Source organism: Photobacterium sanctipauli (assembly GCF_003026495.1).
In the GTDB taxonomy this organism is placed as follows: Bacteria; Pseudomonadota; Gammaproteobacteria; order Enterobacterales; family Vibrionaceae; genus Photobacterium; species Photobacterium sanctipauli.
In genome coordinates, this window is sequence record NZ_PYMA01000001.1 from 23,999 (window position 1) to 50,179 (window position 26,181).

Consider the following 26,181-nt stretch of genomic DNA (forward strand, 5'->3'; position numbering starts at 1 on the left):
ACCGAACTGTTTCAGCACTCACCGTTTCGATAAGTCGACTATACGAAATATTTATTTCATTTAAAATGAAAAACGAAACAAGCATATTTATTTGTGATCTAGGTAGAACTTTTAATTTCCATGCCAATCTTTGAATCACCCTGATGCAAATGAAAAATATTTTTCATATGTGTACAACACTATTTTCACATTTCATTTTTAAGCAAACAAACCAATAAAGATCAATGGCTTAGCTTAAAGCACAAATAAACACCAAAAATAAAATCTTAAAAATCAATACTTTAAACATCAAGCGTGATATGAAACATAAATTTCAATGAGACCCAGTTAACAATTTTGTTATTTCAATTCAATCAGGGGTGGTCATTAATTAATCCGAGGCATATAGTTTGTTACATAAAAATAATAAATTTATTCCAACTCAACGTGAAACAGCTTTCTGAACAAATTTTCCGTTCAAGAAAGCAAATAGCACTAAAACGTCAATTTTTATGAAACATACATTCCGCCCAAGATGACGTTTTGGTACACAATAATAAAGGAGGCAACAATGCCATCACTGATGCATGGATTTACTTCTCTACTCACACACTGTATTTCGACGACAAAAACATTATCCAAAGGCTTACTGCGCAAGTTTGCCGTAGTGGGTGCAGTTCTTTTACTTGCTGCCTGTGGCGGTGAAGAAGATGAAGGCAAAACAAGGATTGGGGTCGCTATCCCGAACTTTGACGATACCTTCATGGTTTATATGAAAGACTCAATGGCGAAATACGCCGAGGAGCTTGGTGATGTCGAGTTAATTTTCGTTGACGCCAAAGAGGATACTGTTAAGCAGCTTGGCCAAATCCAAAACTTCATTGTCCAACAAGTTGACGGCATTATCTTGGTACCGGTAAATACCGATGCAACCCAACCAATGACAGATAGTATCCAAAAAGCTGGCATCGAATTGGTCTTCCTAAACCGTCGCCCTTCTTACCTACCTGAGAATGTCTACTACGTGGGTTCTGATGAAGTTAAATTTGGTGAAACCCAAGCTGAGTTTGCGGCTAGCAAACTAAAAGAAGGCGGCAATGTCGGTATCATTATGGGTATGCTTACCCAAGAAGCAGCACTTGGTCGTACTAAGGGTGCAGAAGAATTCTTCTCTGATAAACCTGAATTCCAAGTTGTTCGTAAACAAACAGGCCTATGGCAGCGTTCTCAGGGCATGATTGTTATGGAAAACTGGATCAACTCAGGCGACAAAATCGACATCATCCTTGCAAACAACGATGACATGGCGCTGGGTGCAATCCAAGCCCTACAAGCGGCAGGCAAACTTGACGAGACCATTGTTGTCGGTGTTGATGCAACACCAGATGGCATCATGGCGATTAAAAGCGGCAGCCTAAATGGCACCGTATTCCAGGATGGTAACGCGCAAGCACGTGGCGCTATTGATGCAACGTTGAACGCCATCAACGACAAGCCAAACGAAAAAGTCACTTGGATCCCTGCTGAACTTGTCACTCAAGACAACCTAGCTGAATTTCAAGCGAAAAACGGCTAACCACCTCCCTCACTAACATCCTAATAATCCGGCTCTGCATACTGTGACTACGTTGCAGAGCCCATTCTGGAGCAAATCAGTATGAGCCAAGTAATACTTGAGATGCGCGGTATTACCAAAACCTTTCCCGGTGTAAAGGCACTCGATAATGTGCAGCTGACCCTAAAGAAAGGCCGCGTAATGGCACTCATGGGTGAAAATGGGGCAGGAAAATCAACCCTAATGAAGGTGCTGTTTGGCACATACCATAGGGATGCAGGCACGATACGCTATCAGGGTGAGCTTGTTGACTTCTCGGGCGCTAAAGAATCACTTGAAAGTGGTATTTCAATGATTCACCAGGAGTTATCACCTGTGCTGCACCGTAATATTGCAGAAAATATCTGGCTTGGTCGTGAGCCGCTAAAAGGCCCGCTGCGCTTAATCGACCATACCAAAATGTATGCCGACACCGAGGCACTGCTAAAACGCCTCGATTTGGACCTCGACCCTCGCACTTTAATGAGCGATCTAACGGTTGCTACCATGCAGATGGTCGAAATTGCCAAAGCAATTTCTTTCGATTCGAAAATCATCATTATGGATGAGCCAACATCTGCATTGACTGATAAAGAGGTTGCCCATCTATTTGAAATTATCGAGATGCTTAAATCTCAAGGTGTAGCAATGGTCTACATCAGCCACAAAATGGATGAAATCTTCAAAATTTGTGATGACATCACCGTATTCCGGGATGGCTGCTATATCGGTGAACGTGAGGCCAAAGATACCAATAATGAAGAGTTGGTACAGATGATGGTAGGCCGAGACTTAGGCGATGTGTTCCCTCCCCCAACAGCGAAGCCGGGCAAAATCCGCCTTGAAGTGAAAAACCTTGCCGTTGAAGGCGCATTTGAAGATATTAGCTTCAAACTGCATGAAGGTGAGATCCTCGGTATCGCCGGCCTGGTGGGCGCTGGGCGTACCGAACTTATCGAAACTCTATTCGGTGTTCGCGATAAAGACGTCGGTGAAATCTGGATCAATGGCGAAGAAGTGGAGATCCGCACCCCGCAAGATGCCATCAGCCACAAAATGGCCTTCCTCACCGAAGACCGCCGCCATTCAGGGCTGTACCTGATGCTGGATATCTTCGCTAACACTTCTATTGCCCACTTAGACGCTTACAAAAGTCGCGTGACCAATGTGCTCGACGTGCGCAAAATGCGCTCAGACAGTGAAGACCATTGTAAAAAGCTGAAAGTGAAAACCCCTCACATGAGCGAAGCCATCGACAACCTCAGCGGCGGCAACCAGCAAAAAGTGCTGCTGGCGCGGTGGATGCTAACAAAACCCGACATTTTGTTCCTTGATGAGCCAACCCGAGGTATCGACGTCGGGGCTAAATCGGAAATCTATAAGCTGATGCGCCTGCTTACCGGTATGGGTAAGAGCTTGGTGATGATCTCATCAGAGCTACCTGAAGTGATTGGTATGAGTGACCGCGTCTTGGTGATGCACGAAGGTAAATTGAAAGGACATCTCGAAGGTAGTGACGCTACCCAAGAAAAGATCATGTCGATGGCCCTAGCCTAGCACCACATAAAAACAGAACAGTTAACAGTCTCCCTATAGCACAGGGTGACGCAATAAAATTATTCAAGGAAAGTCATTATGATTGCGAAGTTAATTGAAGCAACGTCTGATTCGAAATCGCCACATAATTACAAACGATTTATTTCGAAGTATGCGATCTATTTTGTCTTCATTGCCATGTGTGTGGTGATGTCGATTCTATCACCGGTATTCCTCACCGTTGCCAACTTGCTTAACGTTGTCACCCAAATGGCCAGTATCGGCCTATTGGCATTGGGTGTCACCATCATCATTATTACCCGAGGTATCGACCTGTCGTCCGGTTCGGTTCTTGCGGTCGCCGCGGTTGCATCAGCCAGTATGGCGCAGACCCTAGATTGGGGAATGCGGATGTACCCGAACATGCCAGAACTGCCGATTATTGTGCCAATTCTTGTGGCATTAGCCGTAGGTGCACTTTGTGGTTATATCAATGGTGCTTTGATTGCCTACACAGGTATTCCCCCGTTCATCGCAACACTGGGGATGATGATCATCGCCCGTGGTGCTGCCCTACTCTACTCTGACGGGCGCCCAGTCAGTAGCCTGATTGATTCTTACCAGTGGATAGGCCAAGGCACGGTTGCGGGTATTCCTGTTCCGGTGATTATATTCATAGTCATGGCAATCGTGTCTTATATCCTGCTTAACTACACCCGATTCGGTAAATATGCCTACGCCATTGGTGGCAACGAAACAGCAGCCTATGTGTCAGGTATTAATGTTAAGAAATACAAAATCTTAGTTTATACCTATGCGGGTCTTCTCGCCGGTATCGCTGCCCTTATCCTATCGGCACGTATCAACTCTGGTCAGCCTGGTCTGGGTGTCATGTACGAGCTTGATGCCATCGCCTCTGCAACCGTTGGTGGCGTCTCGCACGCCGGTGGTATCGGCACCATTCAAGGCACCATCATCGGTACCATGATAATGGGTGTACTCCAAAACGGACTCGACCTACTGAACGTTTCCGCCTACTGGCAGCAAGTCGTTAAGGGCTTGGTCATCGTCGTCGCTGTGGTCTTCGATATGAAACGCCAGAAGAAGAGTAAATAGGTTTATCAGTAATTGAAAAATACAAAAACGAATTAACTTTACTGTAGGGCTTCACGTTGAAGTGGCCACGTTTCCCCCCTAGGTGCGTGGCTTTTTTTTCGCACAAATGCTCATCTCTCTGCCAGAGAAGCGACTTGCTATAGGAAAGAAAACCTTTAAAATGCGCGCGGTTTAACACGTAATCAGGCGCTTCATAGTGAAACTCAGTAAAAGATTAAAGCAGATAGAACAAATGGTAACACCTGGCTATACCCACATTTGGGATTGCTGCTGCGACCATGGGCTTATCGGTGCCGCCCTATTGTCGCGACTATCTGCAGAATGTGTTCATTTCGTTGATATTGTTCCTGAGCTAATGTTGACAGTAGAAAGCAACCTACAACGCTTCTATCCGGAAGGCGCTTGGGAAGTGCACTGCCAAGATGTTTCGGCTCTCCCTCTTAGTCAATTTGAGGGCAAACAGCTTGTTATCATCGCCGGCGTAGGCGGCGACTTAATGGCCGAACTGGTTGAATCGATTTACCATCACCACCAAAACAGGAATATTGATTTCTTGCTGTGTCCGGTAAACAACCCATTTACGCTACGCCAAAAGTTAATCGAATTAGATTTTGGCCTAAAGCAAGAAGTGCTAATTGAGGATAACCAACGCTTTTACGAAATTATGCTCGTCTCATCGATGATTGAGAAAAATGACCCCATTGATGCCGTTGGCAGCCAAATTTGGCAAACAAATTGCGCCAAACAAGAAGATGTCATCGCAAGGTACATCACCAAAACGCTAAACCACTATCGTCGCCTCCAGCGGGGAAATACCGGCAATGTGGCAGAAATCATCAACGGTTATAGCGCGGTCGTCGTTTAAAGCCTCATACAGATGACATTCTAGAGTACATACCGATTAGAAAGTGCCGGGGTGCTGGCTATGCTTTACTGCCCGCACGCTTTGGAATGTATATTCTAATAATGAATATATGTGTCAATTTATGAAAAAAACATTTCACACTTAAGCTCAACACCTTACAATGAATAGTGGTACACGCTAAGGGAGTTTTATAATGTCTGTTGCTACCAACCTTACTGAATTGCAAGATCAGATCCGTACTCGTTACGGTGATCTGAGCAAGCGCTTGCAACAAGTCGCACGCTATGTGCTTGATAATACTAATAGCGTGGCCTTCGATACGGTTGCAGTTATTGCCAACCAAGCCGATGTACCGCCATCCACCCTCATTCGATTTGCCAATGCCTTTGGTTTTAGCGGCTTTAACGACATGAAGCAGCTATTTAGGCGTAATTTGGTGGAGGAAACCACCAGCTATACCGAACGTGCCAAACTATTCAAAGAGCTGGAAACCGAGCAAAACTCACCCGAAAAGCCTGCGATGATTTTGCAAGAGTTTGCCCGTGCCAATACACAGGCAATGAATCACCTGGCTTCACAAACACCAGAAGACAAACTAGAAGAAGCGGTGGAGATATTAAGTAAGGCCGATAACATCTATCTCATCGGCCTGAGACGCTCATTTAGCGTGGCATCGTACCTGACTTATGCCCTACGTCACCTTGAGCGCCGCGCCTTTCTCATCGATGGTTTGGGCGGCATGTTCAAAGAACAACTGTCAATGATCGGTCCAAACGATGCGGTACTCTCTATTAGTTTCAGCCCATATGCGCAGGAAACCGTCACCCTGAGTGAAGTTGCCTCTCAAGCCGGTGCAAAACAAATTGTTATCACCGATAGTCAAATCAGCCCACTCGCTTCGTTCAGCGATGTTTGCTTTGTAGTAAAAGAAGCCCAAGTGGATGCATTCCGCTCTCAGTCGGCTTCATTATGCTTGGCACAAACACTGGCGGTATCATTGGCTTACAGGCAAGGGGCGAGTACGAGTGCTCCCATAGTGGCTGATAGCTGATCCAGCCTGATCCACTTTGCGGTATCCAGTTACTCTCGAAGACCTGCTGCAATCCAAAACCAGCTGCAATAAAAATAGTATTCACAATGCCGTTGTTTAGCGTTTTGCTACAACGGCATTTTTGGCGCTAAATAAAGCACCTAAAAGAAAAAACGATTAAAGAAAAAGATTGTAGATATAAGAAAGCCCCGCATTCGCGAGGCTTAAAGAGTGAACAGTGTAGGTTAGTTGACGATATCGGGGGTACGATTCAATTAAGCCCACCGTCACTCAGGAGCAGGTTATCTCGATTTAAAAACCGAGAAGCTAAAGCTTAATGGTTTTACCTTGCTTCATCGACTCAAGGGCAGCATCTGCCAGTACTAAAGCGAACTCACCATCGGCACCGCCACATTCAGGCTCTTGGCCTTCCAGTACATCGACAAAGTCTTGCCATTCAGCAATGTAAGCCGCTTCATAGCGCTCTAGGAAGAAATGTTGAGGCTTAGCAGCAACACAACCGTCATCACCCCAGTTCTGTACCAAGTTCTCTTTCACATTGTCAGCTTGTAGCAAGCCCTTAGAACCATGCAACTCGATACGCTGATCATAGCCATAGCCTGAGCGTCGGCTGTTATTAATGGTCGCAATTGCACCAGATGGGAAATTAAGTACCAATACCGCCGTATCAATATCACCAGCTTCGCCAATGGCAGGATCAACCATGCAGCTGCCGTGTGCCGTGATCGACACAGGATCCTCGCCCATAATAAAGCGAGCCATGTCCAAATCATGGATTGTCATATCACGGAACATACCACCAGACACCTTAGTGTACTCAGCTGGCGGTGGCGACGGATCGCGAGAAGTGATCACCAAGGATTCAGGCTGGCCAACTACCCCCGCATTGAGCTGATTTTTGATAGTGCGGAACTGAGGGTCGTAACGACGGTTGAAGCCAACCATCATCGGTACACTATGCTTTCTTACCGTTGCCAAACAATCGCGAACACGACTGATATCAAGATCAATTGGCTTTTCACAGAAGATCACTTTGCCATTTTGAGCCGCCAGTTCTATCAGGTCGGCATGAGTGTGGGTCGCAGAACAAATACATACCGCATGAACATTCGGATCAGCCATTGCTTGCTCGATACTTTGCACTTGCGCATCGTATTCTGCTGCTAGCTTATTTGCACCTTCAACATAGGGGTCAATAATTGAGTACAACTTCGTTTTGGGATGCTTTGCAATATTTACAGCATGCACTTGGCCAATCCTGCCAGCGCCGAATAACGCAATATTAAACATGACTCACTCCTTTGCCGGAATTAAATTATTGGTGTTTTTCTGAGTATTGCTCTTCGTTGATCCACTGATGATCATCTTCCCAAGTGAACAACCACTTGCGAGTAGGCCCAGCCATTACGTTTAGGTAATAGCTGTCATACCCCGCAATCGTTGCAACCGGGTGATAACCTTTTGGTACTTGCACGACATCTTTGTCGTATACCGCCATGCATTCATCCAGTGACCTGTCATCGGTATAAACACGCTGCATACAGAACCCTTGTGAAGGGTTCAGACGGTGGTAATACGTTTCTTCAAGGTAAGTTTCGTTTGGCTCTGCATCCTGATCATGCTTATGGCTTGGGTACGAGCTCGTGCAGCCCTCATCGGTATACACTTCAACCACAAGCAGGCTGTCAGCTTCTTTGTAATCAGGCAGAATGCTATGTACATAGCGCTTGTTGTTACCCACCCCACGCTGCTCAGCGTCAATGTTCTCAGGCGCAATCAATCGAGTCTGGTAATTACCCTCACCCGGCGCCTGACACACGGCAAGTTCTAGCTGGGTATTAGCAACAACAGTGATTGGCTCGCCTTTTGCGACATAAACGGCATAAGGCTTCTTTCTTTCAAACGGCCCCATGCGATCACCAATGTTCTCGAACGTTTCATTGGCGGTTGTGATAGTGGCAAACCCACCCACTAGCACAAGGCAAACCTCATTGTCACTAGCAGGCAGTTCCAATTTTTGTCCCGTTTCTAATTCATACGCCTGGAAGCCTACGTAGCCCCACTCAGCCGACTCTGGTGTGATGTTTTGAGTGTTTCCGTACTGATCTGGTGCATGGTATTTTGAAAGCAACTTAGACATGAACCGCCCCCGAGAAAGAAATTGCCGAAATTTATTTTTCAAAAATCATATAGAAATAAAAAAACCTTTTCAAAGCAATTATGAAACAAATGATTCACTTTGTGGACGAGGTAACATGCGCAAAACTTGATCAATAATGATGAAATAATTGGCATAAAAAATGGCCCGCCTCATCAAGGCGAGCCATTCAAAATGATGCTTTCGCATACTATCTAAGGCTAAGGCGCTCTTTGGTAATAACCAACACCCACCAATTTATTATCAAGGATACGGTAATAAGTGTGTTTTTTCTCAACTTTGCCCGATGTCGGATTCAGCCACGGGTAACTAATTTCACCTCGGCCTGTGTCCTCTGCCAGTTTTAACATGTCTTCGACCATTGGCTTACCTTCAATATTGAAAACCTTTCCAACCAAATAAGGTGTTGCCCCATGAGCGAGAAATACCCCTGTACGCTTATCTAAAACAAACACATACAAGTCGTTCTTCACGAATGGACTTTCATGATGATTGAACTCAGTAAGTGCATCTTTTTCATCAGTGATCAGTGCTTTGGTCGCTTCATCCAAAAACGCCCTTGCTTGATAGTCCGTTGATCGTGACGGGTAGTAACCTACCGCCACTATCACCTCACCCACTCGCTTGAACAAGGTCCTTTTGGGTTCACCCCGACTATCTACCGGGTTAGTCCAGTAATACTCCACAATCCCTTCACCGTGTTCTTTTGCTAACGCGATCATATCGCGAAAGAAAAGCTTACCGTGGGTATCAGGTGTATTTGTTACATTGTCACCTATTAGTCCAGCCGACGAACCACCACTGGCGAGAAACATCCCCTCCGTATCGAGGGCAAACACATAAAGTTCGTTATCGGTGAATCGGGACTGGGTGGCAAAATCAGACACCCCGTCCTTACCTCGCTCTTTAATATGGTTTACCGCCTTATCCAGTAAACTTATCGTCCGCTGAGCGTCTTCAGTAATAATAGGCAAGTCAGCAACCAATGAACCTTCATCCGATTGAGCGGTATCATCAAATGCCCCCACCCTGCCAATTAACAAAATTAAGAGGGCAATAATGACCAAACTACTCACTTTCTTCATAGACCTATTATTCACAACACTGTTTTTCTTAAAGCGATTATTCATAAATCTATTTTTCATAAAGCTATACCAAACCAATTAGTGGCCAACCTATTAGTAGCCAATCTATTATTAATAGCCAACTAACGACGGTAGCCACAGGCTAAGTTGAGGGAAAAAGGCCACCACGAATACCCCTATAACGGAAGCAATCACAAATGGGTGTATACGTGCGGTAATTTGCTCAACGGTGGAGCCACCAATACCGGATGCGACAAAAATATTCTCTCCCAGTGGTGGGGTCGCAAAGCCAATGGACAACGCACACACCACCACGATACCAACATGGGTTGGATCGGCACCCAGCATGTACATAATCGGTAATAACACCGGAACGATAATCATGATTGCCGCCAATGTTTCCATGAACATCCCGATAAACAACAGCAACATAATGGTCAGCGCCCACACCATATACATATTGTCGGTAAGGCTTAGCAATGAATCGGCAACCACTACCGGTATTTTCTGTTCGATAAGCAAGCGACCAAATACCGTAGCGGCGAATAAGATCAGTAAGACACGGCCAGTGATCCAAGTTGTTGTCGTCAGCGATTTAATGATGTTATTAAATGCCAGCTCGCGGTGAATAACAAAGCCCACAAACAGCGAATAGAAAATTGCCACAATGGCCGACTCTGTCGGGGTGAACATACCGCTATAGATCCCGCCAAGAATCAAAAACGGTGCCAATATAGACCAAATCCCGCGTCGAAATGCACCTCTAATATCACCAAAAGACCAATCTTCAGTGAGCCCTTTATAGCCACGCTTCTTAGCAATAAAGTAATTGGTGAACACCAAGGTCGACGCCATGATAAGCCCAGGCACAACACCTGCAACAAACAGTTTAGGGATAGATAAAGAGGCAAACTGCCCATGCTGTGCAATCGCTTCAGGAGGTGGCATTAAGCCCATTGCCGAGATACCAAAAATAACCACGGGTATCGACGGCGGAATAATGATCCCCAACCCTCCGGAGGCAGCCGTGACAGCCGAAGCATAGCTGCGCTCATAATCGCGTTTCACCATCGCTGGCACCATCAACATACCCACCGCAGCGGTGGTCGCTGGCCCCGAGCCTGAAATCGCACCAAAGAATAGGCAAGCGACAACGGTTGCCGCGCCTAAGCCACCGGTTACCGGCCCTGCGAGACTTTCTGCGATATCAACCAACCGCTTTGAGATACCAGCCGCTTCCATTAACGCGCCTGCAAGCACAAATGCCGGCAGCGCCATCAGCGGAAAGTTTCCCACTGACGTAAAAGCAATTTGTACTAACGCAATGGGGTTTTTATCAAGCACCAAGTAGGCCGCCATCGACGCGCCTGCTAGCGATACCGTGATAGGCGCACCTAAGATCAACATGACCAGGAAGCCGCCAAATAATATCAGTGTTAAATAATCTTCCATGAGTAATTCCCTCGCCTCTATTTATACTGGCGACTTTTGAACATTGAGTTTTTGCATTTTCTTCAATTCTTTGGCTTCGGGATCTTCAGCTTCAACCCCTTTAAACAAACGTTCGTAGTTATTCCATAGAATTCGAATTGTCATCAAAGTAAATGCCAGAGGGAGGATCATGTAGAAATACTTCATCGGGATCCCTGTCGTTTGGGATTTCCAGAATAGGTTCATCTTGTTGAAAACAAAGTCGTAGCTGAGGTAAACAAAGTAGGCGTTAAACGCAACCCAAAGCATATCAGCAATGGTTTCACAAACAGTTTTGACGATGGGCGGGAAGAATTTGAAATGAAAACTTACTCGGTTATGGGCTGACATTTTTGCGGCAACGACTGCGCCTAAATAAGCAAACCAAACAAACATGTAAGTGGCAACTTCATCACCCCAAGGTATAGAGTATTGGAAAAATTGACGAAGTAAGATTTGAGCAAATAAAAGTAAAACAAAAACAGCAAGTAGCAAGCAACACGTATATTCTTCAATATTATTCAGGTGCTTTCGAATGGTTTGCGTGACAGTCATATAGCCTCCAGTCAACTTCAATTCCCCTGTTGTTATTGCTGTAATTGCGTTGTTTATTGACTTAAGGGGAACAAGTGGCCTCATGCTTTATCCAGATGCCGACCACCTGAATAAAGCATGTCTTCATTGATGGGCAGTAGTATTAACGCCCCAGTAACTTCAATGTTTCATCAAGCTTTTCTTTACCACCGATGCTAGCGTAGAACTTAGGCCATACCGCTGTCGTGACTTTTTCGATCCACTCTTTTTCATCATTAGCAGGATCGGTGAATACCATGCCCTTCTCTTCTAGATCCTTGCGGATCTTGCCTTCTGTTTGAGCGAGATAAGCAAAGCTGTGATCGGTTGCTTCTTGACCCGCTTCCAGAATAGTGGCCTGCATTTCAGGTGACTGCTGCTGGAAAATCGATTCGCTGATAATGAGTGGCTCAAGTGAGAAGATATAGCGAATATTGGTAACGTACTTCTGAACCTCGTTAAACTTCATCGCATAAACAGTGATATATGGATTATCCTGCCCATCAACAACACCTTGCTGTAGGCCAGTGAATGTTTCAGACCATGCCATTGGGGTTGGGTTAACGCCCCATGCTTGATATGACGAAATCATGATTTCATTACGTGGAACACGGATGACCAAACCTTTAAGATCTTCAGGTGATTTAACAGGACGCTTAGAGTTGGTCAGTACACGGAAGCCTGAATATGCCCAGCCGATGATCCTGACACCCGCATCGCGCAATGTATTGTCAACGAGCTCTTGCCCTACTTCACCCTGGGTGAGCAATTTTGCTTCATCCGCACTTTGGATAACGTAAGGCATGGTTAGCAGCCCTACCGTTGGTGAGAACGGTGTGACGTTGTTAATTGCCAAAATCGAAAAGTCGAGTAAGCCAATCGCGGCGTTATTCACTGTATCTTGTTCATTACCCAACTGGCCATTTGGGAATAAGTCGACCTTCACTTCCCCATTTGTTTTTTCTTCTAGCAGCTCGGTAAATTTAGTGCCCAATTCCCATTGTGTGCCGCCAGCGGCGTCACCAATTGCCATTTTAAAATTCTTTGCCATTACAAACGGTGATGAAACGGCAAGGCTGACAGCAGTAACAAAGGGTAATAGTTTGCTTTTCGTGAACATAATAGTCGTGACCTTTTCTATTTTATCGCTGTGATTGCGAAGTATTTAAAGGTGACCACGGAACAACGTGCGAAGACATCCTGGTCAAAGTTTATGTGTGTTACGTACAGCAGGTGTTTCTAATTGGCGTGTTACAAGACTTCGTCTTTCAGGTGATACCAACGGTACAAAAACCGCTGACCAAATCGCCTGAATGGCGCAAAAGCTTCTGATTCGACAACCTCTCTTACATTAGGGAAAGGCAATTTAGATTGGAAAATAGGGAGATCGAGCTCCTTACCCTCGCCAGCAATCCACTGTGCGAGGCGTTTACCGGCTTGGGCTGAGTACATCACCCCATTACCGCCATAACCTAGCGCGTAATAAATAGACTCTTTGGCATTTGGTTGATAGATACGAGGCATCATGTCGTGGCTAACATCCACCCAGCCCCACCATGAATAATCAACTTGGATCCCGTCAAGTGTTGGGAATTTTCTGGCCAGATCAGCCTTTAGCATTTGCTCATACTTGGCCTCTGGGGCCGCTTTCCCGGTTATCGCACTGCGTGTGCCAATCTGAACCCTGTTATCAGGGAGCAAGCGATAGTAATGACGCAATACTCGGGTATCGGTGATCACTTGATTGGTTTTGAAATTACACGCAGCTAACTCTTCAGCCGTTAACGGACGCGTGACCAGAGAGTTTGACAATATGGGTAGTAGGCGATTTTTCAGCTGGGTGTGTAGCCCTTGCGATGTATACCCACCCGTGGCAATGCCGACCGAGCGAGCACGAACAATACCGCCAGGGGTGCGCAGATGATGGACGCCATTTTTGGTTTCCCAGCCAATAACAGGGCTAGCAGGATGAACGGTAGCGCCCAGTGCACGGGCTTTTTTCAAATAGCCAAAGGCTAATTTTCCCGCATGAATACCAATGCCTTCTGGCTCATGCATGGCACCAGCCGCTTCTTGATCCCCAACATAAAGTCGCTTAACAGTATCAGCATCAAGTATTTGGGCATCATAGTTAAAGGTTTGACGCAGCAACTTGGCTTCTTTTTCCAGCGTCGGCATGACTTTCGCTCGGTGGGCAACATAAAGGTGCCCTCCATGCTGGGGTTCACAGTCGATATCTTTGATTAAACCTTTGAAGGTTTCCATCCCGTCAAGGCACTCTTCATGCATCTTCAATGCAGTGTCTAGTCCCCAACGTTGTATCCACTGTGACCGCTTCAAGCGTCCCGACGCACATTGTGCTTGGCCACCGTTACGGGTGCTGCACCCCCAGCTGGCTCGGTTAGCCTCTAATACGGTCGCTTTAATACCGTATTGCTCAGCGAGGTGGATAGCTGTGGTTAATCCTGTGAAACCTGATCCGATAATCGCGACATCCACATCCACATCACTGAGGATCGGCCCATCATCCGCTGGCGGTTCGCCCGCTGTTCCCACCCAGTAGGTAGGCGCATATTCACTACCGTGGCCTGGCGTTTTCGCGGTTAGAGGGTCATACGATGGATCATATTTATTGAACGGTTTAGTGGCCGTTTGTGTTGAATTTGGTGACTGCTCCTGTTGCGGAGAGCGTATCTTTTCAGCAAGAGAGTTCATTGTCAGCTCCTTCGTGTCAACGTCTTAAGTTCAGTCTCTACTCAGGTGCTTTAGTTAGATTCAAAAAAGGCTGGGCGATCTTTGCGGAACGCATTTTTCACTTGGATTTTGCCGCCTTTAAGTGTGAAGACATCCACCATACGAGCTTCTATTTTACTGCCGTCAGGCTTTGTAGCGCTGAAGGTGGATTCAGAGACGGCACGATCACCACTAATAAAATGTTCACCATCAAGCCAAGCTGCATCCGGGAAGTTTTTCCATACTTGCTGAAAGCTATCTCGAACCGCATCGCGACCAGAAATAGTACTACCTTGGAGTTCCGGCCCCGCTACTGTGTGAAAAACACAGTCATCTGTGACAAAACTCATCAATGCATCAATGTCATGGTTGTTCCACGCATCATTGAAGGCCTGTAAAAATTCGACATTGACTTCATTTTGAGTGTTTTCAACAGACTGAGTATTCATTTTTCTATCCTTTTAAAAGTAAGTATTACTAAGACCTATCAACCAACTACGAAACTCAAATGTTAAATTTTGGTTAAGTTATATTCCTGTAAATAACACGTCAATGAGACTTATTGATAAACGAGACATTGATACTATTTCATCCCAAATCAGCAATCTTATTCGCCTATATTTGAAAATTCAGATGAAACCTTCCCAGGTTACGGTTACGATGGAACTTATCGCTATTCGCTACGAGCTAACCGTCAAGGTTGGCTTATGTGTACGCTGGCTGATAAATTCTCGAACCCACCATTTCATTAACAAATATTTAACTTAACTTTAGTCTCGACCTATTGTTTGGTCAATATAATTTCCACTTAATGAAACGAATTATTCCAATAAATTGCTTCAGAGTTTAATCAAAGTCAAAATCATCGGTATAGGTATGGCGGTACTGCTGCAAACCACCATTGATTTCGCGTTGATTTAATTGCTGCAATGACTCATTCGCCAACACCGAAGAAGAAGGCGTATGGTGGTATTCAACCAAGTTAGACGCCAGCAAAGCCTCATTGTCCTCACCAACCCCATCGTTGGATGGGTTGTCCTCACTGGAACTCAAGGTCGATGGCTGCTCGAATAGCTTATTGATGTGTAAACATAAGCCCGTCAAGTCTGGATAAATGAGGCGTTCATTCACTCCGCACTTATTGAGGTCAATCAGCAACTGCTCTTTCATCTCGGGCAGGATGGGAATTTCATACACTTCATCACTACTGGCAATCTCGTGCTCAAACGGCGTGAAGCGCTCTTTATTGCCCGAATCGGTAACGGAAGGGTGAATGCTATACCAACCACTTTGCGCCTTGACCCTTGGGTGTATGACAGGAGGCTGGAACACTTTGGTTTCACTAAATTCAAACGGGTCAGAGGAAAAGTTATCAACTTGTCGACCGCCAGCTTTCAAAATATAGACATGAGGATGGTTGCCCGGCGTTTGGCAAGCAAACCACAAAGCCACCAATGGGTTACTACTCCAGTCCAGCAGGCGTGTTTTCAAACCATGGTGGTGGGCTTCAGACAATAAATGCCAATAGTCCACTCTCTCTGTTTCAAGCTTGTTTCGGCCCAAGCGATAAAGACAGTCGAGCATATCCTTTTCTTTCGCGATCGTGCTGATATATTCACTTTCCCGCGCAATAGATGGTAGTAACGACTTTCTTTTATTTGGTTGGCCTCTAAACAAGACCAATTCATCGCCTTGGCTGATTTCATCAATCAACGTAAGATACTTTGTTAACGAGCCTATATATGGTAAAGAATTCATACTTCCCCCGGCTAATATGTGTAAGCATATATTCAATGGCACAGCAAAATAAAATACGATTGCGCTGCCATTAATAGTGATGGTTATTCGACTTACTGGATAACTAACTAATAAAACGCCACATGAACACAACGGCTAACATATAAGCGGCAATAAATACCGCGTTGCCCATTAAAAGAATGATTGGCTTCCAGCCTAATTCTGATAATTTTTCAAATGACGTCTTCACTCCTAGTGCGGCAATAGAAATCACCAAACACCACTTAGAAAGATCTGAGCTAAAGGTAACAACCTCCGTTGGAATAAGGCCAATACTGTTAATCACCACCAGCAAGATGAATACAACCAAAAACAGTGGCACTAACGGTTGTTTCGCGGCCGCCTTATCACTGCCAGCTTCACGGGCTGAGCGAAATGTAAAGGCGAAGAAAACCACCACAGGCATCAGCATCGCCACCCTGAACATCTTCGACAACGTTGCTGCATCGCCGACTTCCGATGACACCATGAACCCCGCCCCTACGACCTGGGCAACGTCATGAATAGAGCCCCCGAGGAACAATCCGGCCTCAAAGGTGTTCAACCCTAACACCGTCACCACTAATGGGTATAGCACCATGGCTACAGTTGAAAAACTCGCCACCCCAATGGCAGTTAACAATGTATAGTGTTCATTTTCCCGGTTCTGGGGCAAGGTTGATGAGATAGCCATTGCCGCTGAAATACCGCATATTCCCGTAGCACCGCCAGACAAAATCCCAAGCATGGAAGGCAGCTTTAATAGTCGAGCTAATAACAAACTAAAGCTAATGGTTAATATCACCGCCCCTGCTAAGGCAACAACACCAGCCGCTCCAATGGCATTCACATCACTAATTGCAATTCTTACTCCTAATAAAGCCACCCCTATTCTGACTAATTTCTTTGCTGACATTTCAATACCAGGAATGCATTTATGATTGTCTGATAAGAAATGAAAAGCGATCCCGATTAATAACGCATACAGAAATGTTGGCCCGCCATATTGCGCCGAAACAAATGAGGCTGCTGCTGCAATGACACTACAAAGTAAAAAGCCCGGTAGCCATTTTTTCGCCTCATTAAAAATAGGCTTTGAATCATTTGAGTGTTTTATTTTCGACGAGCTGATCTTCGACGTACGCGTAGTCATAGCCATCCCTCGCTTGGCTTACACCCTAGGTTGTTAATAAGTAGTACAATCAATTTTTGGGTGCTTAGGTAGCCTGACCAATACTGGTCAGGCTAAGTGGGTTACGTAGAGTTAGCTACGAAATTAAACGTAATCTTTGTACTTATCTAAGTGACGAACAGGCTTAGACAGTGCATCGCGGCGGAACGGGTCGCCCAACTCTTGGGTACACATGACTTCGATGACTGTTGTCTTACCTTCGTTCATCTGCATATCAATCGCTTTCTGCAAGGTTGGACCTACATCTTCCAAGCGGTCGACAGTAATACCCTCAGCTCCCATCGCACGTGCAATCTCAGCGAAGCTCTGGTTGTCCAACTCACCCGCAACAAAGCGACGGTTGTAGAAATCGACCTGGTTCTTCTTCTCTGCTCCCCACTGGCGGTTATGGAACACCACAGCAGTCACCGGGATGTTGTGGCGCACACAGGTCATGGTTTCCATCAAGCTCATGCCCCATGCACCGTCACCCGCATACGAGATGGCCGGGCGATGAGGTGCCGCTGCTTTCGCACCAATAATGGTTGGGAACGCATAGCCACAGTTACCAAAGCTCATTGCGGCAAAGAAGCTGCGTGGTTTTTCAAAGCGTAGGTAGCTATTGGCAATCGAGTTAATATTACCAATGTCCGTTGAGACCATGACATCTTCCGGCATCGCTTTTTCAAGCTCACGAAGCACTTGGCGAGGGTGTAGGTATTCACCACCTGAGAACGGTTTTTCCTGCGCATTTTGCTCAATCATATCCAAGCTGAATTGATCGCGTTCGTGCGTCCACTCATCCAGCTCTTTTTCCCAGATTTCTTTTTCAGCCTGTACCTTGTTAAAGCGCTCATCTTTCGTAGCGTCACAAGATAGGCTGCGACCTTCTAGTCGCTCGGTTAATGCCACCGCCGACGCTTTCGCATCACCGCAAATACCAACTGAAATCTTCTTCACTAGGCCCAGCATCTTGTGGTCAGCATCAATTTGGATAATCTTGGCATCTTTAGGCCAATACTCCATACCATGCTGCGGTAGTGTACCGAATGGACCCAAGCGAGAACCCAGTGCAATGACGACATCAGCTTGAGAAATCAACTTCATTGCCGCTTTTGATCCTTGATAGCCAAGTGGACCACACCACAAAGGGTGACTAGCAGGGAAAGAGTCATTATGAAGGTAGCTATTCACAACTGGCGCGCCAAGACGCTCTGCCAGTGCCTTACACTCTTCTACGGCATCACCCATGACCACGCCGCCACCGGAAATAATGACAGGGAATTTAGCTTCAGCTAGCAATTCAACCGCATCATTCAAGCTCTGATCACCACCTGGTCCGCGATCCAACCGAGCTGGTTTAGGGATTTCACAAGTCACTTCGCCATAAAAATAGTCACGAGGGATGTTCAGCTGGGTTGGGCCCATCTCACTCATGGCACGATCGAAACAACGACCAGTGTATTCAGCCATACGTGATGGGTGAGTAACGTGTCCTTGGTACTTGGTAAATTCTTGGAACATCGGCAGCTGGTTACATTCTTGGAAGCCCCCCAAGCCCATTGTATTCGTACCCGTTTCAGGCGTAACAATGACAACCGGGCTGTGTGCCCAGTAAGCCGCTGCAATGGCTGTCACACAGTTACTGATACCCGGTCCGTTTTGCCCGATCACAACGCCGTGGTTACCAGATACTCGCGAGTATCCATCTGCCATATGGGCTGCGCCCTGCTCATGTACGACTGGAATAAGTCGGATGCCTGCCGGCGCGAAGATATCCATCGCATCCATAAATGCAGACCCCATAATGCCGAACATATCGGTTACGCCATTCGCAACCATGGTTTCAACAAAGGCTTCTGAAGGGGTCATTTTCGTTGGGCCACTTACTACAGTACGTGCATCTAGTTCGCTCATTCTCTGTATCTCCTTGGTGATGGATGACGCATCCATTAAATGGAATATTTCGTCTCGATTTCCTAAATTCAATTAAACCCTAGTCGGTCGAATTTTATACGTCAAACAAAAATCAATATTCGATACAAATTATTCCGAAAAGTGATATCAGTGTGGCATTTTTACCATTTTGGCGTTTCCGTTTTGTACAAAATGACAAAAAATGAATAAATCTTGAGCAAAAAGACAGCTCAAAATGGAACCTTGCTAAGAAAGGAAGAGAAGGAATGGCGGATAAAATGATGAGCGGACCCGATAAAATGGTATCCGTAAGGCAGTTATTTGGTATCGATACCGATCTCCAAGTGCCTGCCTTTAGCTACCGAGATGATCATGTTCCAGAAATTGATCATGCGTACCGATTTAACCCTGAAGTGACCCTTGCCATACTCGCGGGCTTTGCCCAAGACCGCCGGACAATGATCCAAGGTATGCACGGTACCGGTAAATCCACCCACATAGAACAAGTCGCCGCCCGGCTGAATTGGCCCTGTGTACGAGTCAACCTTGACGGGCATTTAAGCCGCCTTGATCTCGTCGGCAAAGATGCCATTGTCGTTCGCGATGGTAAGCAGGTGACTGAATTTCAAGAAGGCATTGTACCGTGGGCTCTGCAACGCCCGGTGGCGTTAATATTCGACGAATATGACGCAGGCCGCCCGGACGTTATGTTCGTGATCCAGCGAATACTGGAGCGAGATGGCAAGTTTACTTTGCTTGATCAGAACAAGGTGATCCAGCCTCACCCAGCATTTAGGCTATTTGCCACCGCCAATACCATTGGCCTTGGCAACCTCTCTGGCCTCTACCACGGCACGCAATCTCTAAACCATGCCCAAATGGATCGCTGGAATATCATTGCCACACTCAACTACCTAGAAGCCCACGAAGAAGCCGCCATCGTTTTATCACGCGTGCCCAGCAAAGATACCGAGAACGGTAGGGTATTAATCGAACGTATGGTCACATTGGCCGATCTTACCCGCAAAGGCTTTGCTGCTGGCGATCTCTCTACCCTAATGTCCCCCCGTACCGTGATTACTTGGGCTGAGAACTGCGAGATCTTCAATAACCCGGCCCTCGCCTTCCGGCTGTCCTTCCTCAATAAATGCGATGAATATGAACGCCCTCTCGTCGCGGAATACTACCAACGCTGCTTTAACGAAGAACTTAATGAGTCTTGGTTAGTACAAACGAAAGTAGGAGCAACCGAATGAAGCCGCTCAAGCGTGAACATCAAAAGCGCCGAGAACTTTGCGTTTCTACACTCAGGGCATTAAGTAATGAGCAAAAATTGCATTATCGTGGGGATCACCTCTATATAAAAAACGAGATAGTACCGGTTCATGCTCCCCATCTTAGAGAGCAAGAAGCAGCCTCGATAGCAGCAACTGATTTTATTATTCAGCGAGGTAAAGCTGATGCGATCTCGCTGCGTCTGCGCTATTCAGATCCAGAATTACATCGCCAACTGTGCCCGCAAGCACCAATAGCACGTTTAATCTTTGAAATACTGGAACAACTGAGATGCGAAAGTTATGCCGCCCATCCCTCAACCACTTTGCTCGGCATGAAAACCAATATCGAAGCCAATTTCGACTCATGGGCGATGGCGTTCTATCACTCGGGAATGGCAGATACCCATCTCGGAAACCTGTTGTTCACCGTGGTACAAATCAGCCGTTCCAGGTTAAACGCAATACCTGTTTCCCCCCATATTGAAGACTTTATCGAAGCAACACGAGCTGGCATCGTACCTATCATTGGTTCGGAATTGGCTGGGCTGCGAAGACACCGACAGCACCAAAGCCAATATGCCCAATATGCGCTTTCTCTTGCTGCCATTATTGATGGCATGATTGAAGCTGAGCAAAAAACCAAAGATGAAACCGAAGAGAATGAAACCAAAAAGATCATCTCATCGTTTTCATTGCTCCTTGACTTCGAGAACCCAGCGAATGAATCCATAGCCACTGCAGCCACCGGCGTAAGCCACGCTTACCGTGAAAACCATAGTCGCTACCAGATTTTTACCACGGCATACGACCGCGAGGTACATGCTGCCAAATTAGTTCGTCAAGCATTGCTCACACAGCTAAGAGAGCAACTAGATAGCCAACTACAGCACCAAGGGATCAACGTAAGGCAACTTTCCCGCCAGCTAGCAAATTGTTTATACCAGCCCCAGCGAGATGGCTTGCAATACGGTGAAGAAGAGGGTTACATTGACGGCCGGCGGTTGAGCCAGCTGCTTAGCTCACCCAACGAGAGGCGACTATTTTGCCAAGAGCAGTATCGCCCCTCGCCCAACAGCACGGTGAGTTTTCTCATTGATTGCTCCGGCTCGATGCGTGAGCACGTGAACCAAATCGCGATGTTAATAGACACTATGGTTAAAGCACTGGGCATGGCCAATATTGATAGCGAAGTGTTGGGATTTACCACCAACAGCTGGAATGGCGGCAAAGCACATGGCGACTGGCTAAAACAACGGCGTCCACGTTTTCCCGGTAGGCTAAACGAGCGTTGCCACCTTATATTCAAAGAAGCTGATCGTCACTGGCGCCATGCCCGCAAAGATATCGCCGCGCTGTTGAAAGCTGATTTGTTTAAGGAAGGGATAGATGGTGAAGCAGTCGATTGGGCATGCAAGCGGCTTATCCAGCGAAGTGAACAGAGGCGCATTCTTTTTGTCATCTCTGACGGTTGCCCGATGGACACCGCAACCAACCTGACCAACGATAAATACTATTTGGATAACCACCTAAAAGAAGTCGTCAGCCAGTACCAAGACCAAGTCGAAATTTACGGGCTGGGCGTAGGGCTGGATCTCAGCCCCTACTACCGTTACAACCTTGCCCTTGATGCCGATAAGCTTGTTAGCCAAGTGCACATTAACGACATAATCAGATTATTGGCATCTCGGGCTCGATACTAAGCCACCATGCCCATGATAGCTGTGACAATGAGATAGACGCCAATAACCATCAACAGGCTAAATACCGCCCGTCGCATGGTTGTTGCGCTGAACGGAGGCGGAAACCGTCGACCTAAAAACGTCGTGATTGTCACTACTGGCAATGCGACAGCCGTTAATATCAAAATTTCCTGACTCAATTGCCCTTGCACACCAATAAACATACTGCGTGATGCCGAAGTGCAGGCAAATACCACCAGCAGCATGTTACGAATAATACCGATATCAAACGGCTGGCGATAAAACTGATAAACCAACGGAGGCCCAGCCATGCCAAACAGGCCACCCGTTAACCCTGAACCAAAACCACTCACAAAGAAGCTGGTATCCCCTGAACGCTCTGACTGCTGCGCCGGACGGAGCATGAAATTAACGCCACTATAAACGATCATAATCCCGACCAAACACTGCAATGCACTGGCGGCAGAGTAGCTAAGAAACTCCAGCAGCATGACCCCAACCACAACACCAGGCAATACCCCGATGACCACCGCCCTCACCGCCTTCCAATCCAGCTTTCTCGTCGCACCCGGCAAAGCAAATGCGCAATTTGCCAATGTCACAAGGCTGACCACGGCGGCCATAATCGCCACCGTGGTCAACTCAAAAGCCGTCGCTGCCCCAATGGCAATGATCCCCAAACCAAATCCGGTGACGGTCTGAAAGTAGGTGCCCACCATTATCACGGCGAGCAACAGGAAAAGGTTTTCTATTGCCACGTTTTGCGTCCTTACGTTTGAATGAATACTTCTTTTGGCTGGTGCTGTTCAAGCTTGGCCGCTTGTTGTGCTTGTACCACTGTCACAGCAATAACATGGTATATATCCTCAACACTACATCCTCGTGACAAATCATTGGCTGGTTTGGCTAATCCTTGCAGGAGTGGGCCAATGGCGATAGCACCGCCAACACGTTCAGCCAGTTTGTAGCCAATGTTTCCCGCTTCCAGGTTTGGGAAAATCAGCACGTTCGATTGCCCTTTTACCTTGGAATTCGGCAGTTTTTTCTGGGCGATCTCAGCCACAATTGCCGCATCAAGCTGTACATCATTATCAATGGCCAAGTTCGGTTGCTGCTGCTTAACGTATTCGGATGCCTCGACTACTTTATCAACCGCCATATGCTTCGCGCTACCATTGGTTGAAAAAGACAACATGGCCACTTTCGGCTCTTCCATCAACAAACTTTTCGCGCTTTCAGCAGCCGATAGCGCAATATTGGCGAGCTGCTTAGCATTGGGATCCACCACTAGGCCGCAGTCCGAGAAGATCATGCCGCCTTTAAGGTGATGAAAAGGCTGGCATAACATCATCAAGAAAAAGCTCGACACCAGCTCGCTGTTTGGGCTCATACCGATGACCTGAATCGCATTCCTGACAACATCGCCAGTGGTGTGAACAGCACCTGCAACTGAGCCATCCGCTCTCCCCTGCCTCACCAGCATATTAGCAAAGCAGAGCGGCTTAAGTACCTCCTGCTCTGCTTGCGATAATGTCATTCCCTTCTTCGCACGTAGCTCATATAAAGCATCAGCAAAACCTTGTGTGTGAGGCGACATTCTGGGGTCGATAAGCTCAATACCATCGAGTGGCATCGCCATTTGCTCTAGATCCCTTTTGATCCTTTGCGCATCGCCAACCAGTATGATTTCCGCCAATCCTTGCGCAGCCACTTTTTGTGCAGCAAGCAATACCCGCTTGTCTTCGGCTTCGCACAATACAATGCGTTTAGGGTGTTTCTTTGCTTGCTCTATGATTCTATTAATTGCTTTCATTCTGCCTGCCTTAATCGGCCTCACAATACAAACAACAAATAATGAGACAAATAATTCCATTTAATGATACATGTGCAAATATTAATCACTATATCGCAAATCGTCAACGCAGATTCAAATAAATGATATAATCAATGGACATAAGTGAGTTCGAGATGACTTGGGTATAGTATTAAGTTGATAATATTATGTTGAAAGGAATCAAACAGATATGACAATTGCAGAAATAGTGAAAAACACAGAGCCTACCCGTATTGAAGGGGATACCCCAACGCTTCGCCTTTTCTCTTTGCTCGAAGTAATTGCAGAGAAAGACGAATTTTTCTCCCTACAGGGGCTAGTTGAAGAAACCGGATTACCAAAGCCTACCTTGCACCGCATGCTCCAACAACTCGAGAATGCAGGCATTATCCAGCGTGATGGCGATGACCGCCACTACAGCTCAGGCGTACGTTTGCGTAACCTCGCAGAGAAGCTCTTGCTCAATAGCACCACGCACAGTGCTAGGCACACTGTACTGACTCAGCTAAAAGAAGAGGTGGGCGAAAGCTGTAACTTAACCGCACTATCGGGTGGCGAGATCATTTATGTCGACCGAGTCGAGACCGAAGCCCCGCTGCGTTTTTACCTGCATCCAGGATCACGAGTACCAGTCCACTGCTCTGCTACAGGAAAACTCTTTTTGGCGAATATGAGCCCATCACAACGCCGCCGCCTGTTAAACAATGTGCCCCTCACCCAGTATACGAAAAAAACCATTATCGACTTCGAGGCACTTGAAGAAGAGCTAGCCCTCGTCAAAGCCAATGGCTATGCCATTGATAATGAGGAATTCCTACCAGGTTTATTCTGTGTCGCAGTTTTGGTGCCAGCTAAAAACGGCCGTTCGAACTTGGGTATCGCTATCCAAGCGCCAATTATGCGCTTAAAGCCAGAACAAGCTTTGCACTTCCTTCCAGCCTTGCAACGCGCCGCTGCTGCCTTGGCAAAAATTGAAGAAGAAAGCTGGCCGAAATAATGAGTGGTCATATACCCAAGTTACTGCATCTTGAAGTAGCTTGGGTATATATAAATCCGCGTTATTACACGCGGATTTTTATATCGAAGATTTAAAGTCACTTGCTGCTACAAATCGGATAAACTCATGACACAGCTAATGTATTCATCTTACGCATTCTTTTCTGTTGGTAGAGTTTTACATCGGCGTTTTTTAATGATGCATCAAAATCTGCATGGTTACTCATTGCATCCAAGCCAAAGCTAAATGAAACACCTTTGAACCTTTCACTCCGCTCAACATACGATCGGGCTTCTACCAGAATATTCTCTGCTTGTTGAATTGATGCACAGTCAAAAACAATGACAAATTCATCGCCACCTATCCGATAAACACAGTCGTGTCGACTTAATGCTTGCTGCATATACTGAGTAAAGAGAATTAAGACTTCATCACCAACACTATGCCCGAAGTGATCATTAACCTGCTTAAAATTATCGAGATCTAAATAAGCAATAGTTTGATTTTCTTGGTAGGTACGCATCAGCAATGCGTGTTTGTTTAATGCTCCCGTTAAACCATCACGTTCGAGTTGAAACTTAAGTTTCTTCTCAACCTTCACCCGGTCGGTGATATCCCAAGCCATCAAAGCAACGTGCGGTTGATTATCGATTTCAAGAAAGTACCTAACTGACTCAAAATAGCTTGAGCCCATTGACTCAATCAAGACAAGAATGGACTCTTCGCTTTCAAAAAGCTGCTCGTCATTATGCTGACACTGGATCAGCAAATCAATCACATCGCTATCGTCAACTAACTCTGAGATATCCTTAAGGGTCTTTCCCATGACTTCAAAAGGGAAAAAGCTTTTATAGATTTGATTATAAGCAACATGCTCACCGCTCATCTTTCTAACGGTGAAAAAGCCTGGAAAGCTTTCGGATATTAAATTAACTATTTCATTCTTCTGATAGTTATCTGTATCTATATATATCATTCAACCACCACTATCAAACTTCTTCCTTTTGGGCTACCAACCATTCATGCTGATAATATGTTGAGCGATTTATACTTTTATTAATAATACCTATATGATTAAGACTTATCTTATATATAGGTAATACCAGCAATCACTAAAACGAGTTAGCTTACTCAATTAAGAATAAACACCTTACCCCTCTTTGTATAGTTAAATAGCCACCTATTAGGTATATGAGTCAAATTTTGTTATGACAATTAGACATAGTTGTACATTAAAAAGCCTACACAGATAGTTAAATAAAATTTGCAAATACAATACCGACTTATATTTAGCATAGAAATAAAAAGCAGTTATCTAATAAAAAAGCATTTGCCGAAATAAACAAATG

Annotated in this window: 22 protein-coding genes; 8 read left to right on the forward strand and 14 right to left on the reverse strand. The window is 46.0% G+C overall.

Annotated elements, in window-relative coordinates:
• The first annotated feature begins 550 nt into the window (after positions 1–550).
• The 5 genes from C9I98_RS00125 (at position 551) to C9I98_RS00145 (ending at position 6,141) form a co-directional block, all read left to right on the forward strand.
• On the forward strand, positions 551–1,555 hold the full coding sequence (locus C9I98_RS00125; protein ID WP_036817978.1) for a sugar ABC transporter substrate-binding protein: 1,005 nt from the start codon (positions 551–553) through the stop codon (positions 1,553–1,555).
• Between the two features lie 81 nt (positions 1,556–1,636).
• Positions 1,637–3,130, forward strand: a complete 1,494-nt coding sequence (locus C9I98_RS00130) for a sugar ABC transporter ATP-binding protein (protein ID WP_036817980.1) — start codon at positions 1,637–1,639, stop codon at positions 3,128–3,130.
• Positions 3,131–3,208: 78 nt separating this feature from the next.
• Positions 3,209–4,225, forward strand: a complete 1,017-nt coding sequence (locus C9I98_RS00135) for an ABC transporter permease (protein WP_036817982.1) — start codon at positions 3,209–3,211, stop codon at positions 4,223–4,225.
• A gap of 196 nt (positions 4,226–4,421) precedes the next feature.
• A complete protein-coding gene (locus C9I98_RS00140) occupies positions 4,422–5,090 on the forward strand; it encodes a tRNA (adenine(22)-N(1))-methyltransferase (RefSeq protein ID WP_036817984.1) in 669 nt (222 codons plus the stop codon).
• Between the two features lie 193 nt (positions 5,091–5,283).
• Positions 5,284–6,141, forward strand: coding sequence for a MurR/RpiR family transcriptional regulator (locus C9I98_RS00145; RefSeq protein WP_036817987.1), 858 nt, complete (start codon positions 5,284–5,286; stop codon positions 6,139–6,141).
• A gap of 306 nt (positions 6,142–6,447) precedes the next feature.
• On the opposite strand, the gene iolG is transcribed toward C9I98_RS00145, so the two are convergent.
• The 11 genes from iolG to xsc form a co-directional block, all read right to left on the reverse strand.
• Positions 6,448–7,431 carry an inositol 2-dehydrogenase gene (gene iolG, locus C9I98_RS00150; RefSeq protein WP_036817988.1) on the reverse strand — a complete coding sequence of 328 codons (984 nt, stop codon included), beginning with the start codon at positions 7,429–7,431 and terminating at the stop codon, positions 6,448–6,450.
• Between the two features lie 25 nt (positions 7,432–7,456).
• The gene (gene iolB, locus C9I98_RS00155) at positions 7,457–8,281 is read right to left on the reverse strand and encodes a 5-deoxy-glucuronate isomerase (RefSeq protein ID WP_036817991.1); all 825 of its coding nucleotides are present in this window, start codon (positions 8,279–8,281) and stop codon (positions 7,457–7,459) included.
• 218 nt (positions 8,282–8,499) lie between these two features.
• A complete protein-coding gene (locus tag C9I98_RS00160; RefSeq protein WP_036831017.1) occupies positions 8,500–9,384 on the reverse strand; it encodes a cache domain-containing protein in 885 nt (294 codons plus the stop codon).
• A gap of 111 nt (positions 9,385–9,495) precedes the next feature.
• Positions 9,496–10,836: a TRAP transporter large permease gene (locus C9I98_RS00165; protein WP_036831012.1), complete on the reverse strand. Its 1,341-nt coding sequence runs from the start codon at positions 10,834–10,836 to the stop codon at positions 9,496–9,498.
• Between the two features lie 21 nt (positions 10,837–10,857).
• Positions 10,858–11,409, reverse strand: a complete 552-nt coding sequence (locus C9I98_RS00170) for a TRAP transporter small permease (protein ID WP_036831010.1) — start codon at positions 11,407–11,409, stop codon at positions 10,858–10,860.
• Positions 11,410–11,551: 142 nt separating this feature from the next.
• A complete protein-coding gene (locus C9I98_RS00175) occupies positions 11,552–12,478 on the reverse strand; it encodes a TRAP transporter substrate-binding protein (protein WP_420848134.1) in 927 nt (308 codons plus the stop codon).
• A 200-nt stretch (positions 12,479–12,678) separates the two neighbouring features.
• Positions 12,679–14,142 (reverse strand): NAD(P)/FAD-dependent oxidoreductase, encoded by a 1,464-nt coding sequence (locus C9I98_RS00180; RefSeq protein ID WP_036831006.1) that lies wholly within the window; start codon positions 14,140–14,142, stop codon positions 12,679–12,681.
• Between the two features lie 50 nt (positions 14,143–14,192).
• Positions 14,193–14,609, reverse strand: coding sequence for a nuclear transport factor 2 family protein (locus C9I98_RS00185; protein WP_036831004.1), 417 nt, complete (start codon positions 14,607–14,609; stop codon positions 14,193–14,195).
• A 397-nt stretch (positions 14,610–15,006) separates the two neighbouring features.
• Complete coding sequence (locus C9I98_RS00190; protein WP_081879132.1) at positions 15,007–15,918, reverse strand: FRG domain-containing protein; 912 nt, start codon at positions 15,916–15,918, stop codon at positions 15,007–15,009.
• A 103-nt stretch (positions 15,919–16,021) separates the two neighbouring features.
• Positions 16,022–17,089 (reverse strand): YeiH family protein, encoded by a 1,068-nt coding sequence (locus C9I98_RS00195; protein WP_107271414.1) that lies wholly within the window; start codon positions 17,087–17,089, stop codon positions 16,022–16,024.
• Between the two features lie 123 nt (positions 17,090–17,212).
• On the reverse strand, positions 17,213–19,024 hold the full coding sequence (xsc, locus tag C9I98_RS00200; RefSeq protein WP_036824208.1) for a sulfoacetaldehyde acetyltransferase: 1,812 nt from the start codon (positions 19,022–19,024) through the stop codon (positions 17,213–17,215).
• Between the two features lie 266 nt (positions 19,025–19,290).
• Between xsc and C9I98_RS00205 the strand changes: the two genes are divergently transcribed.
• Both C9I98_RS00205 and C9I98_RS00210 read left to right on the forward strand, forming a co-directional pair.
• The gene (locus C9I98_RS00205) at positions 19,291–20,280 is read left to right on the forward strand and encodes an AAA family ATPase (RefSeq protein ID WP_107271415.1); all 990 of its coding nucleotides are present in this window, start codon (positions 19,291–19,293) and stop codon (positions 20,278–20,280) included.
• Complete coding sequence (locus tag C9I98_RS00210) at positions 20,277–22,001, forward strand: cobaltochelatase CobT-related protein (RefSeq protein ID WP_036820391.1); 1,725 nt, start codon at positions 20,277–20,279, stop codon at positions 21,999–22,001. Before C9I98_RS00205 ends, C9I98_RS00210 begins: the two co-directional genes overlap by 4 nt.
• Here the strand turns inward: C9I98_RS00210 and C9I98_RS00215 are convergent.
• Positions 21,998–22,759: a sulfite exporter TauE/SafE family protein gene (locus tag C9I98_RS00215; RefSeq protein WP_036820388.1), complete on the reverse strand. Its 762-nt coding sequence runs from the start codon at positions 22,757–22,759 to the stop codon at positions 21,998–22,000. The two genes, C9I98_RS00210 and C9I98_RS00215, sit on opposite strands and share 4 nt — an antisense overlap.
• 11 nt (positions 22,760–22,770) lie before the next feature.
• A complete protein-coding gene (gene pta, locus C9I98_RS00220; RefSeq protein WP_036820385.1) occupies positions 22,771–23,814 on the reverse strand; it encodes a phosphate acetyltransferase in 1,044 nt (347 codons plus the stop codon).
• 211 nt (positions 23,815–24,025) lie between these two features.
• Between pta and C9I98_RS00225 the strand changes: the two genes are divergently transcribed.
• On the forward strand, positions 24,026–24,832 hold the full coding sequence (locus C9I98_RS00225; RefSeq protein ID WP_107271416.1) for an IclR family transcriptional regulator: 807 nt from the start codon (positions 24,026–24,028) through the stop codon (positions 24,830–24,832).
• A 124-nt stretch (positions 24,833–24,956) separates the two neighbouring features.
• Here the strand turns inward: C9I98_RS00225 and C9I98_RS00230 are convergent, their stop codons facing one another.
• Positions 24,957–25,808, reverse strand: coding sequence for a GGDEF domain-containing protein (locus tag C9I98_RS00230; protein WP_107271417.1), 852 nt, complete (start codon positions 25,806–25,808; stop codon positions 24,957–24,959).
• Between the last annotated feature and the right edge of the window lie 373 nt (positions 25,809–26,181).